Annotated in this window: 22 protein-coding genes; 13 read left to right on the top strand and 9 right to left on the bottom strand. The window is 49.0% G+C overall.

Annotation, left to right across the window (positions count from 1 at the left end):
- The first annotated feature begins 2 nt into the window (after positions 1-2).
- The 3 genes from KNQ05_RS13040 (at position 3) to KNQ05_RS13030 (ending at position 4590) form a co-directional block, all read left to right on the top strand.
- Positions 3-1748 (top strand): CDP-glycerol glycerophosphotransferase family protein, encoded by a 1746-nt coding sequence (locus tag KNQ05_RS13040; protein ID WP_214805737.1) that lies wholly within the window; start codon positions 3-5, stop codon positions 1746-1748.
- Positions 1745-2806 (top strand): acyltransferase family protein, encoded by a 1062-nt coding sequence (locus tag KNQ05_RS13035; protein ID WP_214805679.1) that lies wholly within the window; start codon positions 1745-1747, stop codon positions 2804-2806. Before KNQ05_RS13040 ends, KNQ05_RS13035 begins: the two co-directional genes overlap by 4 nt.
- A gap of 587 nt (positions 2807-3393) precedes the next feature.
- On the top strand, positions 3394-4590 hold the full coding sequence (locus KNQ05_RS13030) for an MFS transporter (RefSeq protein ID WP_029332333.1): 1197 nt from the start codon (positions 3394-3396) through the stop codon (positions 4588-4590).
- Positions 4591-4689: 99 nt separating this feature from the next.
- On the opposite strand, the gene KNQ05_RS13025 is transcribed toward KNQ05_RS13030, so the two are convergent.
- From KNQ05_RS13025 to KNQ05_RS13015, 3 genes are all read right to left on the bottom strand, one after another.
- Positions 4690-5022 (bottom strand): hypothetical protein, encoded by a 333-nt coding sequence (locus KNQ05_RS13025; RefSeq protein WP_214805676.1) that lies wholly within the window; start codon positions 5020-5022, stop codon positions 4690-4692.
- A gap of 172 nt (positions 5023-5194) precedes the next feature.
- Positions 5195-5647 (bottom strand): DUF4385 domain-containing protein, encoded by a 453-nt coding sequence (locus tag KNQ05_RS13020; protein WP_214805673.1) that lies wholly within the window; start codon positions 5645-5647, stop codon positions 5195-5197.
- Between the two features lie 53 nt (positions 5648-5700).
- A complete protein-coding gene (locus tag KNQ05_RS13015) occupies positions 5701-6327 on the bottom strand; it encodes a TetR/AcrR family transcriptional regulator (RefSeq protein WP_088836052.1) in 627 nt (208 codons plus the stop codon).
- Between the two features lie 110 nt (positions 6328-6437).
- Between KNQ05_RS13015 and kynU the strand changes: the two genes are divergently transcribed.
- The 4 genes from kynU to kynB are packed head-to-tail and all read left to right on the top strand — an operon-like array spanning position 6438 to position 10605.
- The gene (kynU, locus tag KNQ05_RS13010; protein WP_214767651.1) at positions 6438-7715 is read left to right on the top strand and encodes a kynureninase; all 1278 of its coding nucleotides are present in this window, start codon (positions 6438-6440) and stop codon (positions 7713-7715) included.
- Between the two features lie 10 nt (positions 7716-7725).
- The gene (locus tag KNQ05_RS13005; RefSeq protein ID WP_214770570.1) at positions 7726-9108 is read left to right on the top strand and encodes an amino acid permease; all 1383 of its coding nucleotides are present in this window, start codon (positions 7726-7728) and stop codon (positions 9106-9108) included.
- Positions 9109-9128: 20 nt separating this feature from the next.
- Positions 9129-9968 (top strand): tryptophan 2,3-dioxygenase, encoded by an 840-nt coding sequence (gene kynA / locus KNQ05_RS13000; RefSeq protein ID WP_214802771.1) that lies wholly within the window; start codon positions 9129-9131, stop codon positions 9966-9968.
- Between the two features lie 13 nt (positions 9969-9981).
- On the top strand, positions 9982-10605 hold the full coding sequence (gene kynB / locus KNQ05_RS12995) for an arylformamidase (protein WP_214802768.1): 624 nt from the start codon (positions 9982-9984) through the stop codon (positions 10603-10605).
- Between the two features lie 257 nt (positions 10606-10862).
- On the opposite strand, the gene KNQ05_RS12990 is transcribed toward kynB, so the two are convergent.
- Positions 10863-11510 carry a cyclase gene (locus tag KNQ05_RS12990; protein ID WP_214805670.1) on the bottom strand — a complete coding sequence of 216 codons (648 nt, stop codon included), beginning with the start codon at positions 11508-11510 and terminating at the stop codon, positions 10863-10865.
- A 150-nt stretch (positions 11511-11660) separates the two neighbouring features.
- Here KNQ05_RS12990 and KNQ05_RS12985 point away from each other — a divergent pair, with 150 nt between their 5' ends.
- Entirely contained in the window at positions 11661-12164 is a 504-nt protein-coding gene (locus KNQ05_RS12985) for a hypothetical protein (RefSeq protein WP_214802765.1), read from the top strand.
- 59 nt (positions 12165-12223) lie between these two features.
- On the opposite strand, the gene cydC is transcribed toward KNQ05_RS12985, so the two are convergent.
- A complete protein-coding gene (gene cydC / locus KNQ05_RS12980) occupies positions 12224-13951 on the bottom strand; it encodes a thiol reductant ABC exporter subunit CydC (RefSeq protein ID WP_214805667.1) in 1728 nt (575 codons plus the stop codon).
- Positions 13948-15678 carry a thiol reductant ABC exporter subunit CydD gene (gene cydD / locus KNQ05_RS12975; protein ID WP_214805664.1) on the bottom strand — a complete coding sequence of 577 codons (1731 nt, stop codon included), beginning with the start codon at positions 15676-15678 and terminating at the stop codon, positions 13948-13950. The genes cydC and cydD overlap by 4 nt, the downstream gene beginning before the upstream one ends.
- Positions 15679-15889: 211 nt before the next feature.
- Between cydD and KNQ05_RS12970 the strand changes: the two genes are divergently transcribed.
- Both KNQ05_RS12970 and KNQ05_RS12965 read left to right on the top strand, forming a co-directional pair.
- Positions 15890-16372, top strand: a complete 483-nt coding sequence (locus KNQ05_RS12970; RefSeq protein WP_214805661.1) for an Rrf2 family transcriptional regulator — start codon at positions 15890-15892, stop codon at positions 16370-16372.
- Positions 16373-16386: 14 nt separating this feature from the next.
- Positions 16387-16770, top strand: a complete 384-nt coding sequence (locus KNQ05_RS12965) for a nuclear transport factor 2 family protein (RefSeq protein ID WP_214802755.1) — start codon at positions 16387-16389, stop codon at positions 16768-16770.
- Between the two features lie 51 nt (positions 16771-16821).
- Here the strand turns inward: KNQ05_RS12965 and ypfJ are convergent, their stop codons facing one another.
- Positions 16822-17667 carry a KPN_02809 family neutral zinc metallopeptidase gene (gene ypfJ / locus KNQ05_RS12960; protein ID WP_214767639.1) on the bottom strand — a complete coding sequence of 282 codons (846 nt, stop codon included), beginning with the start codon at positions 17665-17667 and terminating at the stop codon, positions 16822-16824.
- A 208-nt stretch (positions 17668-17875) separates the two neighbouring features.
- On the opposite strand from ypfJ, the gene KNQ05_RS12955 reads away from it, so the two are divergent.
- The 3 genes from KNQ05_RS12955 (at position 17876) to KNQ05_RS12945 (ending at position 22273) form a co-directional block, all read left to right on the top strand.
- Positions 17876-19399 carry a methyl-accepting chemotaxis protein gene (locus KNQ05_RS12955; protein WP_214802749.1) on the top strand — a complete coding sequence of 508 codons (1524 nt, stop codon included), beginning with the start codon at positions 17876-17878 and terminating at the stop codon, positions 19397-19399.
- Positions 19400-19671: 272 nt separating this feature from the next.
- Complete coding sequence (locus KNQ05_RS12950; protein ID WP_088836039.1) at positions 19672-20787, top strand: glycosyltransferase family 4 protein; 1116 nt, start codon at positions 19672-19674, stop codon at positions 20785-20787.
- A gap of 151 nt (positions 20788-20938) precedes the next feature.
- A complete protein-coding gene (locus tag KNQ05_RS12945) occupies positions 20939-22273 on the top strand; it encodes a sugar phosphate nucleotidyltransferase (protein WP_214805658.1) in 1335 nt (444 codons plus the stop codon).
- A gap of 130 nt (positions 22274-22403) precedes the next feature.
- On the opposite strand, the gene KNQ05_RS12940 is transcribed toward KNQ05_RS12945, so the two are convergent.
- Together KNQ05_RS12940 and KNQ05_RS12935 are read right to left on the bottom strand one after the other, a co-directional pair.
- Positions 22404-23039, bottom strand: a complete 636-nt coding sequence (locus KNQ05_RS12940; RefSeq protein ID WP_088836037.1) for a peroxiredoxin-like family protein — start codon at positions 23037-23039, stop codon at positions 22404-22406.
- 64 nt (positions 23040-23103) lie between these two features.
- Positions 23104-24147 carry a YcjF family protein gene (locus KNQ05_RS12935; protein ID WP_088836036.1) on the bottom strand — a complete coding sequence of 348 codons (1044 nt, stop codon included), beginning with the start codon at positions 24145-24147 and terminating at the stop codon, positions 23104-23106.
- Between the last annotated feature and the right edge of the window lie 117 nt (positions 24148-24264).

Raw genomic sequence — 24264 nt, 5'->3', positions numbered from 1 at the left:
TGATGCCGACTTTACAAGCGAAAGTCGACTATTTAGAGCTTGCCGGTACGACATTCCGCTTTGAGGCACGCTTGTTTGGATTAACTGAATTCTTGCAAGCAGAACAATTACTTTTCGAAAACCCGACAGCACAAGAAGGACAGGAAACAGAACGAGAAGATGACTACATTCAATCGGAAGCACCAGAAGCACCCATTCCGCTTGAACGTGCCATCGTCTTCCGCAATAAACGGAATAAACGGACGTTCATCCTCCGCTTCCCATTTGAAGGGGACTGGACAGAAGAGACCTTTACCGGCTCATTGAACCTCAATCACATCACACCAACGGGACGTCCTTTACCAATGGGCTATTTTGATGCCTTCTTCGCAATCGTCCAGGGCAACTCGATTTTACACGAAGCCCCATTCGGCGACACACGTGCACTGATTCCGGTCATTTACCGTGTCGATACGAAACATAGCAATCTGTTATTGAAACTCGAATATGAACTGGTCGTCCAACATTCTGAGTATAGCAACACCTTAAGCTTCCATTCCCTAAAACGCGGGGAGTCAAAACGTTTCATCCGGATGATTGACCGGTACAACAAATATAAAAAGGATTTCCGCAAACGCGCCTTTAAATTCCGTCGGTTTACGTTTAAAGCCATCTACAACGTCACGAAATGGACGCAGCCGATTGCGGAAGACAAAGTCTTGCTCGCTTCCGACTCACGGAGTGATGTCAGCGGAAACTTCGCCTACATTCTCGACGAAATCGAGCGACGCGATTTGAACCTCGACGTCAAGACATTCTTCAAACCAAATCTTCAATCCCGACGCGACTGGCGTGATAAATTCACATTGCCGTATCACCTGGCGACAGCCAAAACGATTCTCGTCGATGATTTCTATCCGATGATCTATCCACTCAAAATCCGTAAAGGAACGGATCTCGTCCAGGTATGGCATGCTGTCGGAGCATTCAAGACGTTCGGTTACAGCCGTCTCGGTAAACCGGGTGGTCCAAGCGCCAACTCGCTCAGTCACCGGAACTATACGAAAGCAATCGTCAGTTCACATAATGTCGCGCGCCACTACGCTGAAGGATTCGGTCTCCGCGAAGATCAAGTCATCGCAACAGGTATTCCGCGGACGGATATGTTCTTCGACCAGGACTACATCGCTACTGCGAAAGAACGTATCTATGAAGAATATCCAACATTCAAAACGAAAAAAGTCATCATGTTCGCGCCGACCTTCCGCGGTAATGGTGCGAAAAGTGCTTATTACGACTTCGACCAACTTGACTTAGATGCTTTGTACGAAGCGTTCCACGAAGAGTATGTCTTCGTCTTAAAAATGCACCCATTCGTTCGTCGTCGGATGGAAATTCCAGAACTGTACGCTGATTTCTTCATCGATTTGACGGATCACCGTGAAATCAATGAGTTGTTGTTCGTCTCAGACATTTTGATTACGGATTATTCTTCGACGTGTTTCGAATTCTCACTCTTGAACCGACCAATGTTGTTCTTTGCTTATGACTTAGACGACTACATCTCTAAACGCGATTTCTATTATGACTTTGAAGAATTCGTGCCCGGACCAATCGTCAAAAATTCGGATGAATTGATTGAACGGATTAAAAATGAAGACTTTGAAATGGACAACGTCAAAGCGTTCGCTGAGTACTTCTTCGAGCATCAGGACGGGAAATCAAGTGCCCGGTTCGTCGATCAAATCATTCTTGGAGAAAACAAATGACGGTTGCTCCAAAGCCGATTCCCGTGCCGGCTTACGACCACTGGCTCGGGAATTACAAAGTCTTGTTGATTTTCACGGTCGTCTTCGGTCACTTGATCGAGACGTTCCGTAATCTTGACGGCAATGATTCGGTCCAAATCGCTTACAATGTCATCTACTTGTTGCACATGCCGGCCTTCATCTTCATGAGCGGATACTTCTTCAAACAAGTCCGACCAAAACGAATCATTTCGTTTGTCGTTCTCTATTTTATTTGGCAGTCGATTCATGAAGTCTACCTGGCTTATGCGAATGATAAGACGCTCGAAGGACTGATTGACGGATTACTTCATCCGCTTGTCCCAAGCTGGACATTGTGGTACTTGCTCGGCATCATCATCTGGCAAATCGTCACGCCCGGGTTTCTGATTTTACGGTTCCCGCTCTTAATCAGTGTCGCTGTTGCGCTTTTAATCAATGCAGACCCGGGTGCGATCACAAACTTCCTGTCGCTCCAAAAGGTGATTAGCTTTTATCCGTTCTTCTTGATGGGCTATCTTGTCAAAGAACGAGGATGGTTAGCGAATGACGGTTTCCGCGATCGGTTGACGGGGCCTGCCGGACGACTCGTCGGTCTCGTCGTTTCACTGACGATTGCGATTTTTATGGGTCTCTGGACAAAAAACGGTTTTGATACGGCATGGCTCTTTTACCGGGATACGTACGGTGAATTTGAAGTATCTCTCCTTAAAGGAGCGGCGACGCAACTGTTCCTTTATGCAGTCAGTACGGTCATGATTTTCTCCGTCCTCCTGATTGTCCCAAGACGATCTTTCGGTGAACGGTTTGACGAAATCGGGATTCAGACGTTAGCGATTTACTTACTCCATTCGTTCATCGTCCGTCTCTTCCGGGATTCCTTACCACCGGCCATCGCAGAATCACCGTTCCTGTTGATCGGCTTAGGGCTCTTGCTCGCGACAGTTCTTGTCTTTGTCCTGTCGAGTCGCCCGGTCGTCCGGATTTTGCGACCGTTGCTATCGCCGAATGTGAATTGGTTATTCAAGAAAACAAGCTGATGCTTTACCTGATACGTGTAGAAGCAGGTGACTTCATCTAAAACATCCAAAAAGGGATTGTCCATCGATTTTCAGATGGCAATCCCTTCAGACTGTAGACAACGTGCTATCGGGAGGTCAAGTGTCTTTTTTCGTTGCTTTCCTCGGGCGAGGCGCAAGCCGTTGCTCCTTGGTCCTAACGGACAACGAGCAGGGTCTTGCCTGCCTCTGAAAGTGCGTTGAAAACGCACTTTTCCCCCTAGGAGTCAACGAAACGTGACGCTTTTTAGGTAACACCGTGACGGAAAGCCGGACATGCAGACGCTTTAGAGTGCAATCCGTCTCGAGCCGCTTTGAAGACGAGGCGAGACAGGGAAGCGCGAACTGATTGCATCTCGATATCGCATATTCATGCTTCACAAGAGTTTGTTTACACGCTGAAGGGATTGTCCATCGATTTTCAGATGGCAATCCCTTTTTCCGTATCCATTTCAAAATCAATCCGGTCTTTTCAGCCCTCTAAATTGACACAGTCTTTCTCTTGAAACTAAGATGATAAGGATGACACAATAATCGCTTACATAAGCGCGCAGAAAGAAGGGGTCCCCTTGCAAGCGGATCAACGTAAAAAATTAACGGTCTTGATGATCAACATGTTCATCGCCGTCGGGAGCTTCGGGATCATCATTCCGATTCTGCCTGCTTATCTCGCCTCCATCGGACAAGGTGGAACGGCTGCCGGGCTGATGATTGCCATCTTTGCCGGCGCCCAGCTCGTCATGTCTCCCGTTGCCGGAAAATGGGCCGATCAATACGGCCGTCGCAAGATGATCATCTATGGACTGATTGGTCTGACACTGTCGATGTTCGTCTTTTACTTCTCGAACTCGGTCGCAATTCTTTATCTGTCCCGTGCAATCGGTGGTATCGGTGCTGCCTTACTGATTCCGGCAATCTTTGCTTACGTCGCCGATATCACGACGATGGATCAACGGGCGAAAGGAAACAGTTATGTCTCGGCCGCGATGTCGCTTGGAATCGTCATCGGACCGGGAATCGGTGGGTTCCTCGCCGAATATGACTTAAAGTTGCCGCTACTCGTCTCAGCTCTCGTCTCGGGACTCGCCGTCTTGTTCAGCATCTTGTTGCTCAAAGAAAGTGATGTCCATGACGCAACAGCGATGGCACCGGACGAAGGATCGATGCTCAGTAAAATCGGTGCGTCGTTCCAAAAACCGTACTTCGTCCCACTCGTCATTACACTTGTCATGAGTTTTGGTCTGATGGCGTATGAATCCGTCCTTGGTCTCTTCATTGATAACCAATTCGGTGCTTCACCAAAGGATATCGCCGTCATGGTGACATCGACGGGTATCATCAGCGTTATTGCTCAAATCTTTATCGTCGACAAAATCACCCGGAGTCTGGGTGAAGGCAAAGTATTGAATATCTTTTTATTGATTGCGACACTCGGGTTTCTCGTCTCACTCTTCGCCTCGAGTTACGGCGGCTTCTTCGCCGTCACGCTGGTCATCTTCCTCGCGACGTCGATTTTACGACCTGTCTTGAACACGATGATTTCAAAACTCGCCGGGAACGAACAAGGCTTTGCGATGGGGATGAACAATGCCTATATGAGCATCGGAAACGTCCTCGGACCAACACTCGCCGGTCTGCTGTATGACGTCAATATCTTATATCCGTTCATGCTGGGACTTGTCTTCCTCGCCGTGACGTTAGTCGGCTCTGTCGTATGGCAACGCCGCCAGTCCCGGTTGATTGAAAAAATCGAACGTACGTCTTAAGTTTCACCCACTAAAAAAGAGTAGGACGACTCCGGATATATAGCGGAGACCGCCCTACTCTTTGTTTATCGTACGACATCTAAATGAATCGGTCTTTTCTTAACGTTGCAGCTCTTTTCGAAGACGGAATTCGGTCGCAATTAAACGAAGTCCTTTCACACTGACTTCTACCGCAAGCAAGACAAACAAGAAAGCCGTCCATTCTAACCAAAGAACATGATTGAAGAGCAGTCCGCAGAGCAGTGTCGTCAGAAAAACGCGACGCGTCGTAAAAAAGCTCGCTTCCTGTATTTCGCCTACGAAACTAAGTCCCACACTGCTTACGAATAACACGAGCAAAATAGAGTACGCAACGGTCTCGATGTAATAATCCGTCACTGCGTACATACTCAATCCGAACAGGATTAACACGGCTTGCTTCAGCTTTTCCATCCTCTCACACTCCATGATCGATTTGTTTCATAATAACAAATCGTTCCCCTTCAAATCCGTCTTTTTTAGTGCAATATGGAAACTGATTTTTAAGAAAAACCGGAGGAAGCGTCGTCAAAGATACGTGCATCGCTGCAAGGTTACTGACGTATTGGATCCTCTTCGATTCATTTTAACCATATGCTTTTTGATGGGCTTTTTTTAACTTCAGGTAGTCTTCATCGGCCCGGATCAAGTCCCACTTCTCTTGAAAGATTTCAGCGGATTTTGCTTTTTCCGGGTCAATGTCCCGTTCGTTCAATTCGCCTTTTTCTTTATCTTTATATTTCCGCCCTCCCGGATAGTTCGCATAACGACGGGCACGTGTGTGTCCCATCTGAATGAACTTCCGTGCCATATCCATCCCGACGAAATCATCCGCCGCTTTATAGGCTAAGTACATTTCATAGATTTTTTCAGAGGACTCCTTTGCAATTTCTGGTGTCTTGAACCGCCAGTGCGGCAGGATTTCACCTTTATACGGTTCGACAAGCAGGACACCTTGCTCCCCCCGTCCGACGCGGTATTTTTCCGGTTCCTTCCGAAAGTCCGTCGTCTCGAAATCGATCTCATAATCAAATGCCACGGTTCCCACATCCCTTTAGTTAATTACTGGACAATTCCCCGCCATGCCTTCACTTAATCTTCTCGATACAATCCATGTGCATACACTTCCGTCAGCGTCCGCGCAATCTCATCAATCGTCGCCGTCGTTTCTGACCGGACGACTTCAAACAAATACATTTCATTTGCGAAAAACCACCCGCGTGCGACGAGTTTCGGATCAAGATCCATCCGGGCAAGCCCTTGCTGCTGGGCATATAAAATGTCTTGGCTGATTTGTTCAATGAACCGTTCCCGAATCTGTTTCCACTTCGTCCGGACGACGTACGATACGCCAATCGCTTGCTCGACGATCCGAAGCATCGCCCGCTCCTCATCCGCTAACCGAAGAAAGGCCGTCGCCTGTTCCAAAATCTGCTGTTTTGCGTCCGCACGCGAACGCGGCTCAAACACTTGCTCGGCAATTTTGTAAAACCGGTCCATGACGTCTTCCATCAGGACGATCAACAATTCATCCTTCCCTTCAAAATGAACGTATGCCGTTCCGTAACCGACACCTGCTTGTTTGATGATTTGTGAGATGGTTGCCGTTTGAAAGTCTTGCGATAAAAAGACGTCACGTGCTGCAACGAGCAGCTTTTCACGTGTTCGCACCGTCCGTAGATGACGTTTGTCGACTTTCGCCTGTCCTGGTTCCTTCATCCTCACACCACTCCTTTTGATTCGTTATTCGATAATATTGACACAGTGTCAATTTGTTTGCTACGCTTTTGTCAAAATTGATTGAGGATTCAGTTCGAGGAGGAACCGAGATGACACTTACCGCAAACCGTGAAGATGCAGTCCGCATGGATCAGCAAGACCAACTTGCACCGTACCGTAATGAATTTTATCTCCGTGAAGGGTCGATTTATATGGATGGCAACTCGCTTGGTCTCTTATCCAAACGTGCCGAACAGACATTGCTTGAGTCGCTGGCCGATTGGCGCGAACTCGGAATTGACGGCTGGATGCAAGGACGCCATCCTTGGTTCGAATTGTCGGAAAAACTCGCTGCCTTAAACGCCCCACTCGTCGGCGGGCGGGCAAACGAAGTCATGGTGACAGGCTCGACGACCGTCAACCTGCATCAACTCGTCTCGACGTTCTTTGCGCCGAGCGGACAACGGACAAAAATTTTAGCAGACAGTCTGACGTTCCCGTCAGACATTTATGCACTGCAAAGCCAGCTTCGCTTACGTGGACTCGACCCAGCCGAGCACCTTGTCCAAGTCGAGAGTCGTGACGGACGTTTCCTTGACGAAGAGGATTTAATTGCTGCAATGACAGATGACATCGCCTTGATCGTCCTCCCGACCGTTTTATACCGGAGCGGGCAAGTCCTCGACATGGAGCGCTTGACGAAGGCCGCCCATGACCGGGGAATCCTGATCGGTTTTGACGGCTGTCACTCCGTCGGTGCCGTCCCCCATGCGTTTCACGACTGGGGCGTCGACTTTGCGTACTGGTGCAACTATAAACATTTAAATGGTGGACCGGGAACCGTCGGTGGTCTATTCGTCCATGAGCGGCACTTCGGGACACTCCCCGGTTTAACCGGGTGGTTCGGTTCGCGCAAGGACAAACAATTCGACATGGATCACACATTGACGCCGGCAGAAGATGCGGGTGCCTTCCAGATTGGAACACCACATGTCTTAAGTCTTGCGCCGCAAATCGGTGCCCTCGAACTGTTCGCAGAAGTCGGAATCGGTGCCGTCCGGGAAAAATCGCTCGCCTTGACGGATTATATGATGCGCCTGGTCGATGAAGAACTTGCGCCTTACGGCTTCTTTATCGGAAGTCCTCGCGATCATAAGCAGCGTGGTGCACACTTGAGCCTCGAACATCCGGAAGCGGCGCGGATCTGTAAAGCGTTAAAAGCCCATCACATCATTCCCGACTTCCGTGCACCGAACATCGTTCGCCTCGCACCGGTCGCATTGTACAATACGTTTAGCGATGTCTACGACGTCGTTGCGACACTGAAGACCATTATGGAAGAGAAGGAATACGCGCAATTCGCAAATGAACGCGAAGTCGTCGCGTAAGGAGGTCATCATGAAAGAACACCCTACTGAACTACGACGTGACTTAAAAACACGTCAACTGACGATGATAGCGATGGGGTCTGCCATCGGGACGGGACTATTTCTCGGAAGCGGTCTCGCGATCAGTCTCGCCGGACCAAGCGTGCTGATCAGTTATGCGATCGGCGCCTTCATCGTCTTATTACTGATGGGCTGCCTCGCCGAAATGACGGTCGCCCATCCGACTTCCGGTGCGTTTGGAACAATTGCCGAACGCTATATCAGTCCCTACGCCGGCTTTCTCGTCCGCTATTCGTACTGGGTCGCGAACGTTCTCGCCATCGGGGTCGAGGTCAGTGCGATTGCAATTTACATGAAATACTGGTTCCCGGACGTTCCCGGTTACTTATGGATTTTATTGTTTGCCGGTGCACTCATTTATATCAATGCTACGACGGTCCATACGTTTGCGACGTTTGAATACTGGTTCTCCGTCATCAAAATCAGTGCCATTCTCATGTTCATCGTTCTTGGTGCGTACTTGATCATCGGTAGTCCGGCACCGGAAATCGGCCCGCAAAACTTCACGAATGATGGCGGATTCATGCCGTTCGGAATTTCCGGTCTGTGGGTCGCCGTCTTTATCTCGCTCTTTAGTTTTATCGGAACAGAATTAATCGCGGTCACGGCGGGTGAAGCAAAGGACCCGGACGTTGCCGTGCCGAAAGCATTAAAAGCGACGGTCTTCCGTCTCTCGACGTTTTATGTTCTGACGATCGCCGTCATGTTGATGATCGTCCCGTGGCAACAGGCCGGTGGGATTGATCAAAGTCCGTTCGTCAAAGTGATGGAGCTTCTGTCGATTCCGTATGCAGGCGGCATCATGAACTTCATCATCCTGACAGCTGCCTTGTCAGCGATGAACAGTCAACTGTATGCCTCGACGCGGATGATGTACTCGCTCTCGAAAGCGACCTACGCCCCGCGGATCTTCAGTCGTCTGAACGCAAAAGGTGTTCCGCTGTTCGCACTCGGAATCTCGACACTCGGTATCTTCTTAGCTGCCGTCATCAGCAGCCAATCGAGCGTCTCCTACCCGTTCATGATGGGGATTTCGATGTTCGGTGCGATTTTCACCTGGTTCATGATTTTTATTTCCCACCTCTACTTCCGCAAAGCCTGGGAACGGGACGGAGGGCGGAAACTACCTGTCCGGATGATGGGGTATCCGTATTTGACGGCGCTCGGCGCGATCTTGTTAGTCGCGCTCGTCATCACGACATGGTTCACGGACTTCCAAATTGTCCTGAAGTTCGGAATCCCATGGTTGATTTTCTTGACGATTGCCTACGCGTTTTGGAAACGAAATCATCCACCGCAAGCAGATCAACAGAAACGTTCACAATCACTTTAACGTAAAGGGGATCGATTGGAATGGAACAGACCGGTCACAATGGAATCGAGTCGACGATTCAAACGGATTTCAAGAAAGACATGTCGTACGGGGATTATTTACAGCTTGATCCACTACTCAGCAGCCAACACCGCTTATCGGATCATCATGATGAAATGCTGTTCATCATCATCCACCAGACAAGCGAGCTTTGGATGAAGTTGATTTTGCATGAGATGACGGCTGCGACAAAGGCAATTGCGGACGATCAGCTTGAACGTTCATTCAAGATGCTCGCCCGTGTCTCAAAGATTCAGCAACAATTGATTCAATCCTGGTCCGTCCTCTCGACGTTGACACCGGCAGAGTACCTCGAGTTCCGGGATTCGCTCGGGCACTCGTCCGGTTTCCAGTCCTATCAAAACCGGCAAATCGAATTTGCACTCGGCTTTAAAAACGCGCAGATGTTGCGTGTTTATGAACATGAAACAGAATTATTCGCTCAGCTGAACACTGATTTAAAAACGCCCAGCATCTACGATGAGACCGTCCGCGCGATGGCACGACGCGGTCTCGCGATTGATTCTGCTATCCTTGAGCGCGATGTCACACAGGACTGGGAAGCTGATGCCAGTGTCGAAGCAGCCTGGGGTGAAATTTACCGTGACGTCGCACAATACTGGGACCTGTACGAACTCGGTGAGAAGTTACTCGATATCGGCAGCCAACAACAAATGTGGCGCTTCAATCACATGAGTACGGTCGAACGGATCATCGGACAAAAACCGGGTACGGGCGGCTCGTCCGGCGTCAGTTATCTCCGGCGTGTCCTTGACCACCGCTTCTTCCCGGAACTCTGGTCCGTCCGTACAAAATTATGAGGGGGAATTCCTGATGAACCGCTGGATTGATGTTTCACAACCACTGTCTTCGTCCGTGACGACATGGCCGGGAGATACGAAGTTCGACTATACGATCAGTTGGAGTAAGGCTGACACCGGGTCCGTCAACGTCGGTAAGGTCACGATGAGCTTACACACGGGCACACATATCGATGCGCCGTTCCACTTTGACGATGCAGGCAAAAAAGTCATCGAACTCGACCCCGATCTTTACATCGGTCATGCACGGGTCATCTACTTACCCGGTCGGACGGAACTCGTCGCAAGTGACCTTGACAGATTCGATTTGACGGATGTCCGCCGTCTCATCATCAAGACGGACGGCTGGGTCGATAAATCGGTTTTTCCTGAGTCGATTCCCGTCCTGACACCCAGTCTCGCCGAGCGACTCGGTACTCTCGGCGTCGAACTGATCGGTCTCGATCTTCCGTCCGTCGATGCGATCGACAGTAAGGAGATGGCTGCCCATCATGCCCTTGCGACACATGGTGTGCATATTTTAGAAGGACTTGTCCTCGATAAAATCGCACCTGGGGACTATCACCTGAACGCGGTCCCGCTCCCGCTCGTCGATGGTGACGGCAGTCCGGTCCGTGCGTTATTACGTCCGTATTGAACAGAAAAAAGAACGTTCTCGTTTTTTCGAGGACGTTCTTTTTTGACTGTAATGAAGTAACTTTCGGACAAACGTTTCACTTTTCGTGACTCCTACGGGGAAAAGTGCACGATTTTTGCGCTGTCAGAGGCAGGCAAGACCCTGCTACTTGGTTCGTTAGAACCAGGTAGCAACGGCTTGCGCCTCGCCCGAGGAAAGCACGAGAAGGAAGACACGTTTGTCAGTCACTCACTTCTAGAAACGATAGACAACACCGTTCAACGAATTACCGTCACGGGAAAGAGTGTTTCTTCAATCCGTTTCGTCACATGCGCAACCGTCGCAAGCGACTGATCGACTTGAAAACCGATATCTAACGAATGATTCGCTCCAGGAATCAGCTCGACCATTAAGTGACTGGCCCGGCACCGTTCGAGTGCCGACGTTTCATGAAAGCGGTCCGCATCGCCGATGACAAGTAATCCCCGTTGCCGACTTGCCGCAATTCCTTCCGCGATGAAAGGCACGGTCAAAAGCGGCGTCAGTAAGATGACTGTCGCTTCCGAAAAAACCGGTCGTTGCATTAACGTGACGAGCGGACCCGTTCCAAGGGATTTCGCGATGAACTGGTGCGTCAGATAGGTTTTTTCTTGTAAGACTTTCGCGATGACGGCCTCGATCCGGCGAAGGATTTCGTCGTCCGCTTCCTCGTCCGGCAACTCATAGATGTCGTCCGACATATAGTGAATCTCAATGATATTGACATCATGGTTCAGCAACATCATCCGACTGTAGTAAAAGTAAGGATGATCGTAAATATAACTTGCGCCTGACAACAAAAAACAGACCTGTGACGACTCGGAATAATAATGCGTATATGAAACCAGCTGCTCTCCGACTGCGATTGTTTCGTGACGGATATCCATTGAACTCCCCCTTTTTAATTTTCCTTACTTTACCATCGATACATTATAAGGTCCATTAAAATTCCATTTCCATTCTGTAGGAAAACGGTCACCTGGCACTGACGATTCTTTTGTACACTGAATCCATCACATATCCTCTGGAGGTGCAGAATGGATTCAAAACGAAATGATGGGTTGATTGCTGTCGGTCTCCTGTGCGTCGAAGCCGGTCTTTTTGGTTTCGGTCATGCGATGTCCGTTTCACCTGAAGTCAGTTCCGGTAACGGCAATCCGGCCATTTTATTGGCAATGCTGTTAATCTTCTTATTCGTCACCAGCGTCCGTTCCGTCATCCGTTTCCTGCACCGTCTTCAAGTCCGTCCACCCGGACTGACGATTTTGCTGCTGCTCAGCGGGAGTTCCGCGCTGTTCGGTTCAATCTATCAAATCCATCACTACCGGACGTACCGGGCTGACTTGATTGATCATTTGATGCATCGCGAAGGAACGACACGTGATTTAGAATACATTCGTTCCATCACATCCGTCTTCGACATCCATATGAATGATCAGACTTTCAATAGTACGACTTTTTTTATTTTTACTTGTGCCATCCTTCTCGTCAGCAGCTCGTTCCTGCTCCTCCATCACTGGTGGCTCAACGTACCCCGTTAAACCACACGAAAAAACAGGATCCGCTGGCGCCGTTCGTGGCACAAGTGGATCCTGTTTGTTTAACGTGCGATTTGATCCGGCGTAAAGACGGATTGTTCGACTTGTTTTAATGCGTAGAAGGCACCTTGTCGGTTCATCAACTCATCATATGTCCCGACTTCGATGACTTGTCCCTGTTCCATGACGACGATTTGATCCATCTGTTCAAGGCCTGCGAGACGATGGCTGACGAGTAACACGGTTGCGTCTGTCGCACGTGCGAACAGTTGACGTAAAATCATCTGTTCCGTCAAGGCATCGACGGACGATGTCGGTTCATCCAGCAAGTAGAGCGGTGCTTCGCGTAAGAAAATCCGGGCAAGCGCGAGGCGTTGTTTTTCGCCTCCCGATAGATTTTCCCCTTTCTCGAGCACCTTGTCAGCCAGACTAAACGTCAAATCAACCTGCCGCAACGCCAATTCCATCGCTTCATCCGTCGCTTCATCCGTCGCTTCCTCATGTGCGAGCTGCAAGTTTTCACGAATCGTTCCGTAAAAGAAATGATTCTGTTGCAAAACGACATTCGTTTGTCGCCACAAGGCTTCCGGATCGATTTCCGCTCCGCGGACACCAGCAATCGTGATTCCGTCCACTGGATACATTCGGAGCAACAGTTGGAGCAAGGTCGATTTTCCGGAGCCACTCGCGCCGACGATCGCCGTCTTCGAGCCACGAGGGAATGTCACGCTGACGTTACGGAGGACGGGCCGGACTTCACCCGGAAATGAAAACGTGACGTCCGTCGCCGTAAGCGTCGGGGCAGCGTCCAGTTCAAACGGAGGATATGTCGGCATGACTTCGTCCGTCACGACGTCATCGAGACGCCGTGCAGCATGGCGGCTATCTTCGAAGAAGCCGGGTAAAATCGCCATCGGTGCCGCATTTTCGAATACCGTCAGTGATGTCATGACGAGCAACGCAAGGAAGACACCATCGAGTTGACCATCCGCGACGAGGTAAGCGCCCAGTCCGAGGACGAGCCACGAGATGACTAACGTCACCAGTGTATTGAGCGCCAGGTTCGAGACGGCATGCAGTCCGTTTCGCCGTTCTTCTGCAACATAGCGGGCTGCGACTTCGTTCAGTTCCGTCTCTTTGTTCGCGAGTTGCTGATAGATTTTTAAGTCACGGTAGCCTTGGAACAACTCTGTCACTTCCGTCGAGAGTTCCCCGCGCCGCGCGCGAACGGTCCGCGCGAAACGCTGTTCCCGGTAAGCGAACCAGCCCGGGATGATGAATCCCGTCAATAACAGTCCGAACACGAGGACGAGCGCGACGCTCAGTGAGAAGAAGCTGACAAAAAAGATCGTACACAGAAAGACGAGGACGAGAATGATCGGCGGATAGACGACACGTAAAAACGTGTTCTGCAGACTCTCGACATCGCCGACGATTCGCGCGAGCAAGTCACCGCTCCGGTACTTCGCGAAGATGCCCGGCGCAAGCGGTTCGAGTCGTTTGTAAAACGTCGTCCGTAAATCACTCAAAATCGTAAACGTTGCCCGGTGCGAGTAATAACGCTCCGCATACCGACTGACGGCACGCGTCAGGCTTGATATTTTTTGCAAGGCAATCAGTACAGCGAGTGTTTGAATCGGTGGCAACAGTGCCGCCTTCGAAATCAGGAAACCGCTTGCCGCAAACAGACCCACCGCCGTGACGCCGGCAAGGACACCAAAGAGAATCGAGAGGACGATATCCCGTTTCTGGTGCAGCATCAATCGAAAAATACCCATCAATTCCTTCATCGTGTTTCCTCCCCTCGTTGGACGGCACGCATCCGTGCGTACTCCGAATCCCGTGCGAGTAACGCCTCATGTGTGCCTTGGTCGACGATCCGGCCGGCCTCTAAAATGACGATGTTGTCCGACTGTTCAATCGTATGCAGACGGTGTGCGACCGTGATGACGGTCGCCGTCCGTCCGAGTTCTCCGATTGCCTGCTGTAACAGGTGTTCCGTCTTGACGTCGAGTCCCGTCGTCGGTTCATCGAACAGGATGACGTTCGGTCGTTTCAAGAAGGCACGGGCGAGTGCGACCCGTTGTTTTTCGCCACCCGATAGACCGCGCCCCCCTTCACCGATTCCGGTGTCGAGCCCGTCCGGTAAACTCGCAATCAGTTCCCCGAGTCCTGCGGCAGCTGCCGCACGCTCGATGTCTGTCCGCGTCGCCTCCCGTAATTCACCGATGGCGATGTTGTCGGCGAGTGTCCCCGCATACAGGTAAGGATGCTGCGAGATATAGCTGAGCTGTCCGAACCAGCTCGTTTCCGTGAATTGTGCGCGTGGCTGACCATTCAGGAGCACTTCGCCGTTCTTTGGATCGGCCAGTCCCGCGAGTAACTGCAGGACGGTCGATTTCCCGGCACCACTTCGTCCGATCAAGGCGATTTTTTGATACGGTTCGATGCGCAACGTGACGTCGGTCAGCGCAAACCGCTCGTCCTGATACGTAAAGTCCACGTCTTTCAGTTCAATCCGCGGTGGTGTCGCGGACTTTAACGCCTCCGTTCCGAACGTTACGCCCCGGTCGTCTTGCGTCAGTTCAGACGCAATCTGTTTCGCCGCCGCAACACTGCCCCGTCCGGTATGGAACGCTGCCCCCATCTCTTTTAAGGCCAAATAATACTCCGGTGCAAGCACGAGCATCAAGAAGGCTGGAACAAAGGTGATGCTTTGAAATAAAATCAACCGGAGACTGACCTCAAGCGCAATCATCCCCATGCTGAGCATCGAGATGAACTCAAGCATCAACGACGACAAGAAGGCAAGCTTCAGCACGGTCAAGGTCGCATCGCGGAAGTCGAGACTGCTCCGTTCGATGACGTCCTGCTGTGCTTTCGCGCGACCAAACAACTTCAACGTCGTGATGCCTTGCAGCGTATCGAGGAAGGTTCCGGAGAACGCCGTCATCTTCTCGAGCTGCGTATCGGCACGCTTTTGCGTCATGATTCCGATGACGATGTAGAACAGTGGAATGAATGGTGCCGTGATCATCATGACGAGTCCCGTAATCCAGTCATAACTGAATGCTGCGATCAGCACCATCAAGGGAACGATCGACGTCTGGATGACTTTCGGCAAGTATTGGCTGTAATAGCTGTCCATCTCATCGACCGCGTCAAGCAACACACTGACCTTTTGTCCCGACTGTCCTTGCGACATCACTTCGACGGAACTCGTCGTATACTTCGCGACGAGCGCCTGGCGAATGTCTTGTTTGACACGCGCCGCGAGAACCGTCCCGAGCCGTCCGTTCCAGTACGTGACAGCGACCCGTAACATCAGCATGAGCAGTAAGACACCGAGTAGCGGAACAATTGCCGCAAAGGCGTCCCCTTGGAGAAAAATGCGGTCGACGATGATGACGATCAAGTACGATTGACCGATGACCGCAATCCCCATCAGGACAGCCGCCAGCATCAATTGCAACATGATCGTACGTGGAATCGAGATGATTCCTTTAAGTGGATTCATATAAAAACGCCCCTTCACAAATTGTGAACGACTTTTAGTGAATATTTTCACATATCGTACATTCAGTATACCGAATCCTTCGTTTAGTTGCCATGAGAATGCCGCTCCAAAGGTGTGACGGTTTTGTGAGAAGCGTTTTACTCGACAAAATTGCTAACGTCCACTATTATAGACAATAGTTATCTACGTTATACAGAAAGGGCGAATTACCATGCAAATGAAAACCGGAGTCGAACAATCCGTCTACGCGATGCTGTTACTGACCTTTTTGCCGAAGAAAGGACTTTTACCCGGTGAGTTCATCAGTCAGCAGCTCGGCGCTTCACCGACGTACTTTCAAAAACTATTGCGTAAACTCGTCAGTGCCGACCTCCTTCTGTCTGTCCCGGGGGTCAAAGGCGGTTTCCGACTGAATCAACCTTCCGATCGGATTCGTATCTTTGACGTCTACGAAGCCATCGAAGGAAAACAATCCCTTTATGCTTCAAGTGGTGTCTTTGAAGACTTGATGGGCATCAAAGAACAGAACGTCCGCCTCTTATCTAACTTGATGACGGAAGCGGAAGATGCTTGGCAATCGACCTTAAAACGTGAAACGATTGGATCGCTCCGACAGGAAATCGACAGGAACTGTCCCCCTGACCACTTAACGACATTGCAAGCCTTGATTGAACAACAAATGATTCGCAACTAAAAGGAGACTTACGCATGACTACACTTGACCGCTACTTTGAGTTATTTGACGCTTCCCGGACCGATGAACAGGCTTTTAGTGACCTCATTTCACTCTTTTCGGACGACATCACGTTCGTCTTGAGTGGACAGGAACAACACGGGATTGACGCCTGGAAAAAATTCGTCCGCCTGGTCTTCACTGCCAACCAGGACATCAAGCACATGTATGAAGCCTGGCTCCCGTCAGCAGATGGCGATACATTCGAGACACGCTGGGCAGTCTGTGGCAAGCGGGCTGACGGAACGGTCTTCACACAAGACGGAACGGATATCGCCCGCCTTGATGCAGACGGAAAAATCGTCTACCTCGCCAATGTGCCGGATGATGCGAAGATGTTTAACAATTACAACGACTAACCCAAAGAGACCGTTCCCCACTCGGAACGGTCTCTTTTTGAAGTCATCCGCTTATAAGTTTGCTGCTTCGAACGTGTCGCCGCCTTCAATCGTTCCGTTATCAAAACCTTTTTGGAACCAGCTTTTCCGTTGTTTCGATGTCCCGTGCGTAAAGCTTTCCGGCACGACGTATCCTTGACCTTTTTTCTGAAGGGTATCGTCACCGACGGCATTTGCAGCACCAAGCGCTTCTTCAAGGTCGCCTTCTTCCAACAAGTTCTCCCCTTGCGCGTGATGTGCCCACACGCCGGCATAATAATCTGCCTGCAGTTCGAACCGGACGAGGTATTTATTGAATTTCTCTTCGCTCATCTTTTGACGGAGCGGCATGATCTCATCTGACGTCCCGAGTAACGTCTGGACGTGATGACCGACTTCATGGGCAATGACGTAAGCCATCGCAAAGTCGCCAGGCGCCCCGTACTTAGTTTGTAATTCATCATAAAAACTTAAATCAATGTATAATTTCTGATCGCCCGGACAATAAAAAGGACCGACCGATTTTCCGGCTTGTCCACACGCTGAACTGACTTGGTCGGTATAAAGGACAAGTGTCGGTTCTTTGTATGTCATCCCGTCTTGTTTAAACTCCTTCGTCCAGACACGTTCCGTATCGGCGAGCACGACCGAGACAAAATCGGCGGCTTCTTTTTCTTTCGCTGTTTCTTGATAGCCTGAGTTCGTACCGCTCTCTGAACCGGATAAATCCCCCAGCAAATCAGCAGGATTCCCACCCATCAACGTCACGACGATCAAGATGATGATGCCAAGTCCACCTCCGATTCCCGCGATTCCTTTCCCACCCATTCCCCGGCGGTCTTCTACGTTTGAACTTCGTTCTCTTCCCTTCCACTTCATGCGGCTTCCTCCTACCAATTTCGATGTTTTTATATACCCGTTCAGGCATTTATTCATGCCACGTTCTTTTAGAAAAATAATGGATGTGCATCTAACTTTTTTTCCAGTCAACAAACACATGCGTGCAACCGATAGTCTTGATACGTCTACCAAAACAGAACTTTGTCTTTGTTTTAGTTTCAACTAGAAATCGGAGGAATTTTATTTTATGAAACGTCATCAACTCATGCTCAGCATCACGTCTCTTATCGTCGTTTTATCTTTAATCGTCCATGGACTCCACCGCTTCACAACGTTTGGAGAAGGCTACTCCCTTTTACAGGGAAAAGGACCAGCCGCGTCGCTCGCTACGTTAACGGTCGTCGCGCTGATTCCTGTCTTTTTTCTCTTCGCAGCTGTTATCCTGTACCGGCTTAATCCGCAGAGTAAACAGGTTGCCATCCTCTTGACACTGACGCTGACATTCGCAAGCATGTCAATCATCGCCGGTGGAGAGGGTCTCGTCGAATATCACTTCTCGATTTTCATGGTCCTGGCATTGATTGCCTATTTCCGGCGAATCGATTTAATTTTAATCAGCACGGTATTATTTGCGATTCAGCATCTTGCCGGATTCTTTTTTGCACCGACGCTACTGTGCGGAACGACCGGGTATCCGTTTAGTTTGTTGCTGATTCATGCAGTGTTCTTAGTTTTAACGAGCAGTGCCCTGATCATTCAAGTATTCGTTCAAAATCGTGAACGTCACGCGGCGCACGCACGGGAAACGGAAGCAAACACGTTAATCACGAACGTCAGTCAACAAATCGAAGCACTGGTCGGTCATTTAAAAACGAATACGACACACTTGAAGCAAGCTGCTGCAAACTCAGTTGTCGTCACAGATCAGATTGCTGCTGCCATCGAACCGATCGTCGACTCTGCCGACGGTCAATATCAATCGATGCAACATGGAACGAATCAGTTACAGCAAGTCAATCAAGCAATCGCGACGATTCAAACACAGATGGCGACGACGGCAGACACAGCCGTCCACATGACAGCCACCGCACGTGAAGGAAATGAAGAGATGCAGTCGATGGAACGCCGGGTCGAAGCAATGGTCGAAGCGACGAACCGCTTAAACGATTCCGTCGAGACGATGACAGGACGCTCCGATCAAATCCAGACGATTCTCGCGAGTCTTGAAGCAATTGCCGGGCAAACGAACTTACTTGCACTCAATGCAGCGATTGAAGCTGCGCGCGCCGGTGAAGCGGGACGCGGCTTCGCCGTCGTTGCGACCGAAGTCGGGCATCTCGCCGTCCAGTCACGAAGCTATGCCAATGAAGTGACGGAAGTGTTAGAGGCTCTTGTCGAAGACACAAACCAAATCAAGGCAACGGCCCGAGCGTATGCCGAGACGTTGACGGAAAACCGTCAGATGACGAAACGCGTCGGTCAGACCTTCGCTGATATTACAGGAATGATTCAAGATGTCGAACAGCATATTCGCTCGATTCAAACAGCACGCCAAGGTGTCGGTACGCAAATGCTTGAAATCGGTGAACGCATGGATACGACACGTGTCGCCTCGCTCGAGGTACGGCGCGGGATCGAATCTACAGCTGCAGGACTCGAAGAACAGGCTGGTGTCCAACACGAATTTGAAACGATGACCGATTCACTCAATCAAATGACCGATTCGCTCGAACAACTCGTCGATAAATTAACGAATCATGTTAAATCCTAAAAAGCAGGTCCCTTCGTTAACGGGGACCTGCTTTTTAAAATTAAATGAAACCCTTCTAGGAATCTGCGATCCCTACCTCGAATAACTAATTAAGACTGACAGTATTAAAGAAAAATCCCTGATATTATACTGCAGAGTCTTGCGGTGAGAAAATGGACTTCAGATGACGTTGTCAGCTCTCACCTCCCTTTAAATAGCGAGGCGGTAGCTTACTCGCCCTTTCGAGACCCTCTTTTTGAATGGACCTACTACACGTATAGGAGGACATGATAATGAAACCACACCTCTTATTTTTGTCTTGGCGTGATATTAAACATCCGAAAGCAGGCAGTGCTGAAGTTTTCATTCACGAAGTATTGAAACGGGTTGCCGAAGATTATCGCCTTACCCACATCTCACCTGGCTTTGATGGTGGTCACGACGTTGAATTTCTTGATGGTGTCACCTATATCCGACGCGGAACAAACGCAACGGTCCTTCTGTATGCTTTTCACTATTACCAGATACATGCATCGACAATTGATCTCGTTGTCGATCAAGTCAATACCCATCACTTTTTCACTCCGCTTTATGTACCACGAGAAAAACGTGCCCTATTCATTTATCGACTAACACGTGAAATTTGGAAGATCAACGTCAACCAACCGTATGCCTGGTTAGGAGAACGGACGGAAACGCCCCGCCTCCGCCTCTACCGGAACGATTTGGCGGTGACTGTCAGCAAATCGACCACTGACGATTTAATCGATGTCGGATTCGCTCCAAAACGAATTACGATTTTACCGGCAGGAATCAATTTCACCCCATGGCCAGAGATAGACTGGAAAAATAAAGAAGAAAAACCGACTTTTCTTTACATTGGTCGTATGTCCGCCTATAAAGGAATCAACGATGCGATTAAAGCGTTCGTCATATTCAAACAGGAGTTTCCGGAAGCCCGTTTTTGGGTGATTGGTGAAAAAGATGAGACCTACATTGAAGAGCAACTAAATCCTCTTCTTCCGGAAGAAATGCGTCAAGATATTACCTATTTCGGCTTCGTCAGTCATGAAGAGAAACTTGAGCGAATGAGCCGGGCGACCGCTTTATTATTTCCATCAAAGCGCGAAGGCTGGGGGTTGGCAGTCAGTGAAGCTGCTGCTGTCGGGACGCCATCCATCGTCTATCATGCTCCCGGTCTTCAAGATGCTGTACAGTATGGATTAGCTGGATATATGACAACGTTCCAGACTCCAGGCGCATTAGCCATTGAAATGCGATCATGCATTCGGGATACAGAACAGTATGATACGATTCGTTACGCCTCTTACCTTTTCGCAAAAACACGCCACTGGGACTATACCGGATCCCGTTTTCGGGAATGGATACAGAAAACGTTGACTCGATGACTAATGGTTTCTTAAAAGACCATTAGTCTATAAGTGAATTATGTGTTTTCCACTTTTCAACTCAGAACATGTCTCAATTGTCCAAAGAAATAGGAACTATTATTCATTTGCATAAATACAGTTAACCGTTTCATTGAAAGGATGGATTGGCATGTACATTTTATTATTGTCTGGCGGGTCCGGAAAAAGATTATGGCCCCTTTCAAATGACTTAAACTCAAAACAATTTTTACGCATTTTAGAAGACCCGTCCGGGAAAAAACAGTCCATGATTGAACGTGTTTTTCTCCAACTTCAAGAAATCAAGTTAGCTGAACGCACTCTGATTTCAACAACCAAATCACAGCTCGATGCTATCGAGCATCAATTAGGTCCAGATGTCGCCGTTATTTGTGAACCTTCGCGTCGTGATACGTTTCCTGCCATCATGCTTGCAACAAGTTACTTAGCTGAAAACATTGATTCGACAGAGACAATTGTCATCATGCCCGTCGATTCTTATGTAGATATGTCCTTCTTCGAGAGGTTTAGTTTACTCGATACGGCTGTCCAATCCCATCCTGACGCGTTGCATTTAATGGGTGTCGAACCACTTCATCCAACCTCAAAGTATGGTTACATTATTCCAGAAACAGCCAATCAGATGGCACGGGTAAAGAAGTTTCAAGAAAAGCCGACAATCATCTTAGCTGAACAATTAATTAAAGAAGATGCACTTTGGAGTTGCGGTGTCTTTGCTTGCCAACTCGATTTTCTTATTAAACAATTGTTTGCTCAAAACGTTCCTACCACCTACTGTGATCTACTCCGCTCTTACGACTCTCTTGAAAAAACATCTTTTGACTATGCGGTTGTTGAAAAAACGGAACTGATTTACGTACATCGGTATGAAGGTCCGTGGAAAGATCTCGGAACCTGGAATACGTTAACGGAGGAAATGCCGAGTGTTCTTCATGGAAATGCTCATCTTCTGAAATCAACAAATACACATATTGTAAACGAACTTCAAATTCCAGTTCTCGGAATTGGATTGGATGATTTAATAGTTTCCGTTAGTCCTGACGGTGTCTTGGTTTCTTCTAAAGAAGAAACGACCCATTTAAAAGAATATCTCGTCCACCAAGACCGACCTCCACAATTTGAATGGAAACGCTGGGGCTATGCGACAATTTTGCATCAACAATTACTTGAAGATGGACGATATGCAATTACACGACGCTTGCACATTAAAGCAAATCATCAAATCAGTCATCACTATCATGAACATACCGCCTCAACCTGGAGCATTCTTAAAGGAAGAGCGGAAGCAATCATTGATGGTAAACATCAGACGCTTGAAGCACCATCGGTTGTCCACATCCCCCAAGGCGTCTCACATACATTAAGAACGGTAAATGACTTAATTATGATTGAAATCAAACACTCCGTCGATTGGACAGAAGAAGACAACTATCCATTTCCAACCTCATTTCCCACTCAAGATTAATTCGTTTTTTATACTGTAGTTCTTTTTAAAATAATTCCGTCGCATACATCAAACAGCAGTCCTTCGTCTTATGAACGAAGGACTGCTGTTTACGAATAGAAAAATAAAGGAGTTGATCATTTATAACATTTTAAAGTTTTGAGATGATCGTTAACGGATCAACACGTTGCGTGTAGTCAGACGGAACGTCAGCAAACGAAATTTCACCTGACGGCTGAATGATGAACGTTGCTGGTTTCGGTAGCTGCCAGTCTTCATTCCCGTTATGTCCGGCAACGTCCAGCCCTGATTCTTTGTACACTTCAACTAAATAGTCCGGCATCTCGAAGACGAGATCAAATTGCCCTGCGACGACATTATCGACGTCACTGAGGACAGCGAACTCTAAGTCATTTTTTTCTTGCGTCGAGAGTGAATGATCCGGTGTCTCAGGACTGATTGCGACGAGTGTCGCTCCTTTTTCCTGAATCTTCGCCAGTTCACGTTGGTACGCACGGAGCTCTAAGTTACAGTACGGGCACCATCCGCCACGATAGAACGTGACGATGACGGGACCTTGTTCAAGTAAATCCGCTAAAGCGACGGATGTCCCTGCCGCGTTCGGTAGCGTAAAGCGAGGTGCCTCATCTCCGACAGCTAATCCTTTTGCTCCGTTTGATGCTGCGAGTTCTTCTGTTGCTTGCGTCATCAGCTTCTGCTTTTCAGCCGGTGCTTTTTGACGGAACTGTTCTTGATACGCTTGAATTTCTTCTAATAATGTAGACATGACAATCCCTCCCTGTTGTTTTTCATAGCATAACAGGGTATTTCAAAAAAGACTGAGATTATGCTCACTCCGATTTTTTTCGGAATCGTTTCACAAATCCTATCAGACTTTCCGGTGTCAGTTCGAGTTTGTTCTCGTACGCATATTTTGTTCCGTAACCAAGTGCGAGTGTCGCCGTCGAGGCGATACCCGCTCCGAATACAGCCCCGTACCCGGGCACCATCTTCGCCAGTTGGCGAAAAGCCGTTTTTCCTGAATTGCCGACGATCGTCACGACAAGTAACTCTTTCGCACTTTCTTTCGATAAGTTCCGTTCATATAAGTTCGACAGCTTCAGCATCAAACCGATTTGAATCGACGTCAACGGAATGATATCTGCGCCCGGGAACGGGACCGCTCCGATTGCACCAGCCGCCGTCCCGGCCCCGACAATCCAGTTGTTAGCGACTTTCCCCCGTAACGAAGGATCGATTTCGCGGACAAACAGATTATCCTTGTCGAACTTTTTTAGGATATCGAGGACCTCACGCCGCAACCGGTCGATATTCGTCCCATCCTTCGCTGATACAGGGACAAGGGTCGGTCCCGGTAACTTCGTTTCGATGTGCCGGGTGACGGTCTCTAAGTCGTTCGTCGCATCAATCTTCGTCACGACGATGATGATGTTTTTATTATGGGCATAAATCTTATTGAAATTTTTTGTTTCCGTCTCCGATAAGACGGTCCCCGCTGCATTCAAGAAATACAAAATAACATCCGCACTTTCGTAAAACTGCCACGTCGTATCTGAATTCAAGCTGTTCGCGTCATTGAGTCCCGGCGTATCGACGAAGATGACTTTATCTTCCGGGTGCTGCCGAATCTGATCGATGCGTGTCGTTTCACCCGGTTGCGCTCCGACCGTCGCGACGTCACGCCCAAGAATCGCATTTAATGTCGACGATTTACCGGCATTGACGTCGCCAATCAGGGCGACGGTCACTTCTTGATTAAGCGACTGGTTAAAGTCGCGCCGTTCTGCTTCAAACGATTGGTCAAATACTTCCTCAAGCTTTGATTTCCGTTTCTGTTCATTCGTCTCAAGTCCCTCACCAAAAAAGTCGTCCATCGTTACCCCTCCTGAAAATATGTGCTGTCAGTCTTTTCCCGTTCTTCATTGAAATCATCCAAGGAAAACGATAAGCTTGATGATGGATAATGTTTCCAACACACGAAGGAAGGGGCT

Source organism: Exiguobacterium sp. s125 (genome assembly GCF_018618605.1).
In the GTDB taxonomy this organism is placed as follows: domain Bacteria; phylum Bacillota; class Bacilli; order Exiguobacteriales; family Exiguobacteriaceae; genus Exiguobacterium_A; species Exiguobacterium_A oxidotolerans.
Note: the sequence above shows the minus strand (reverse complement) of the source record. Positions and strands in the feature narration are given on the sequence as shown.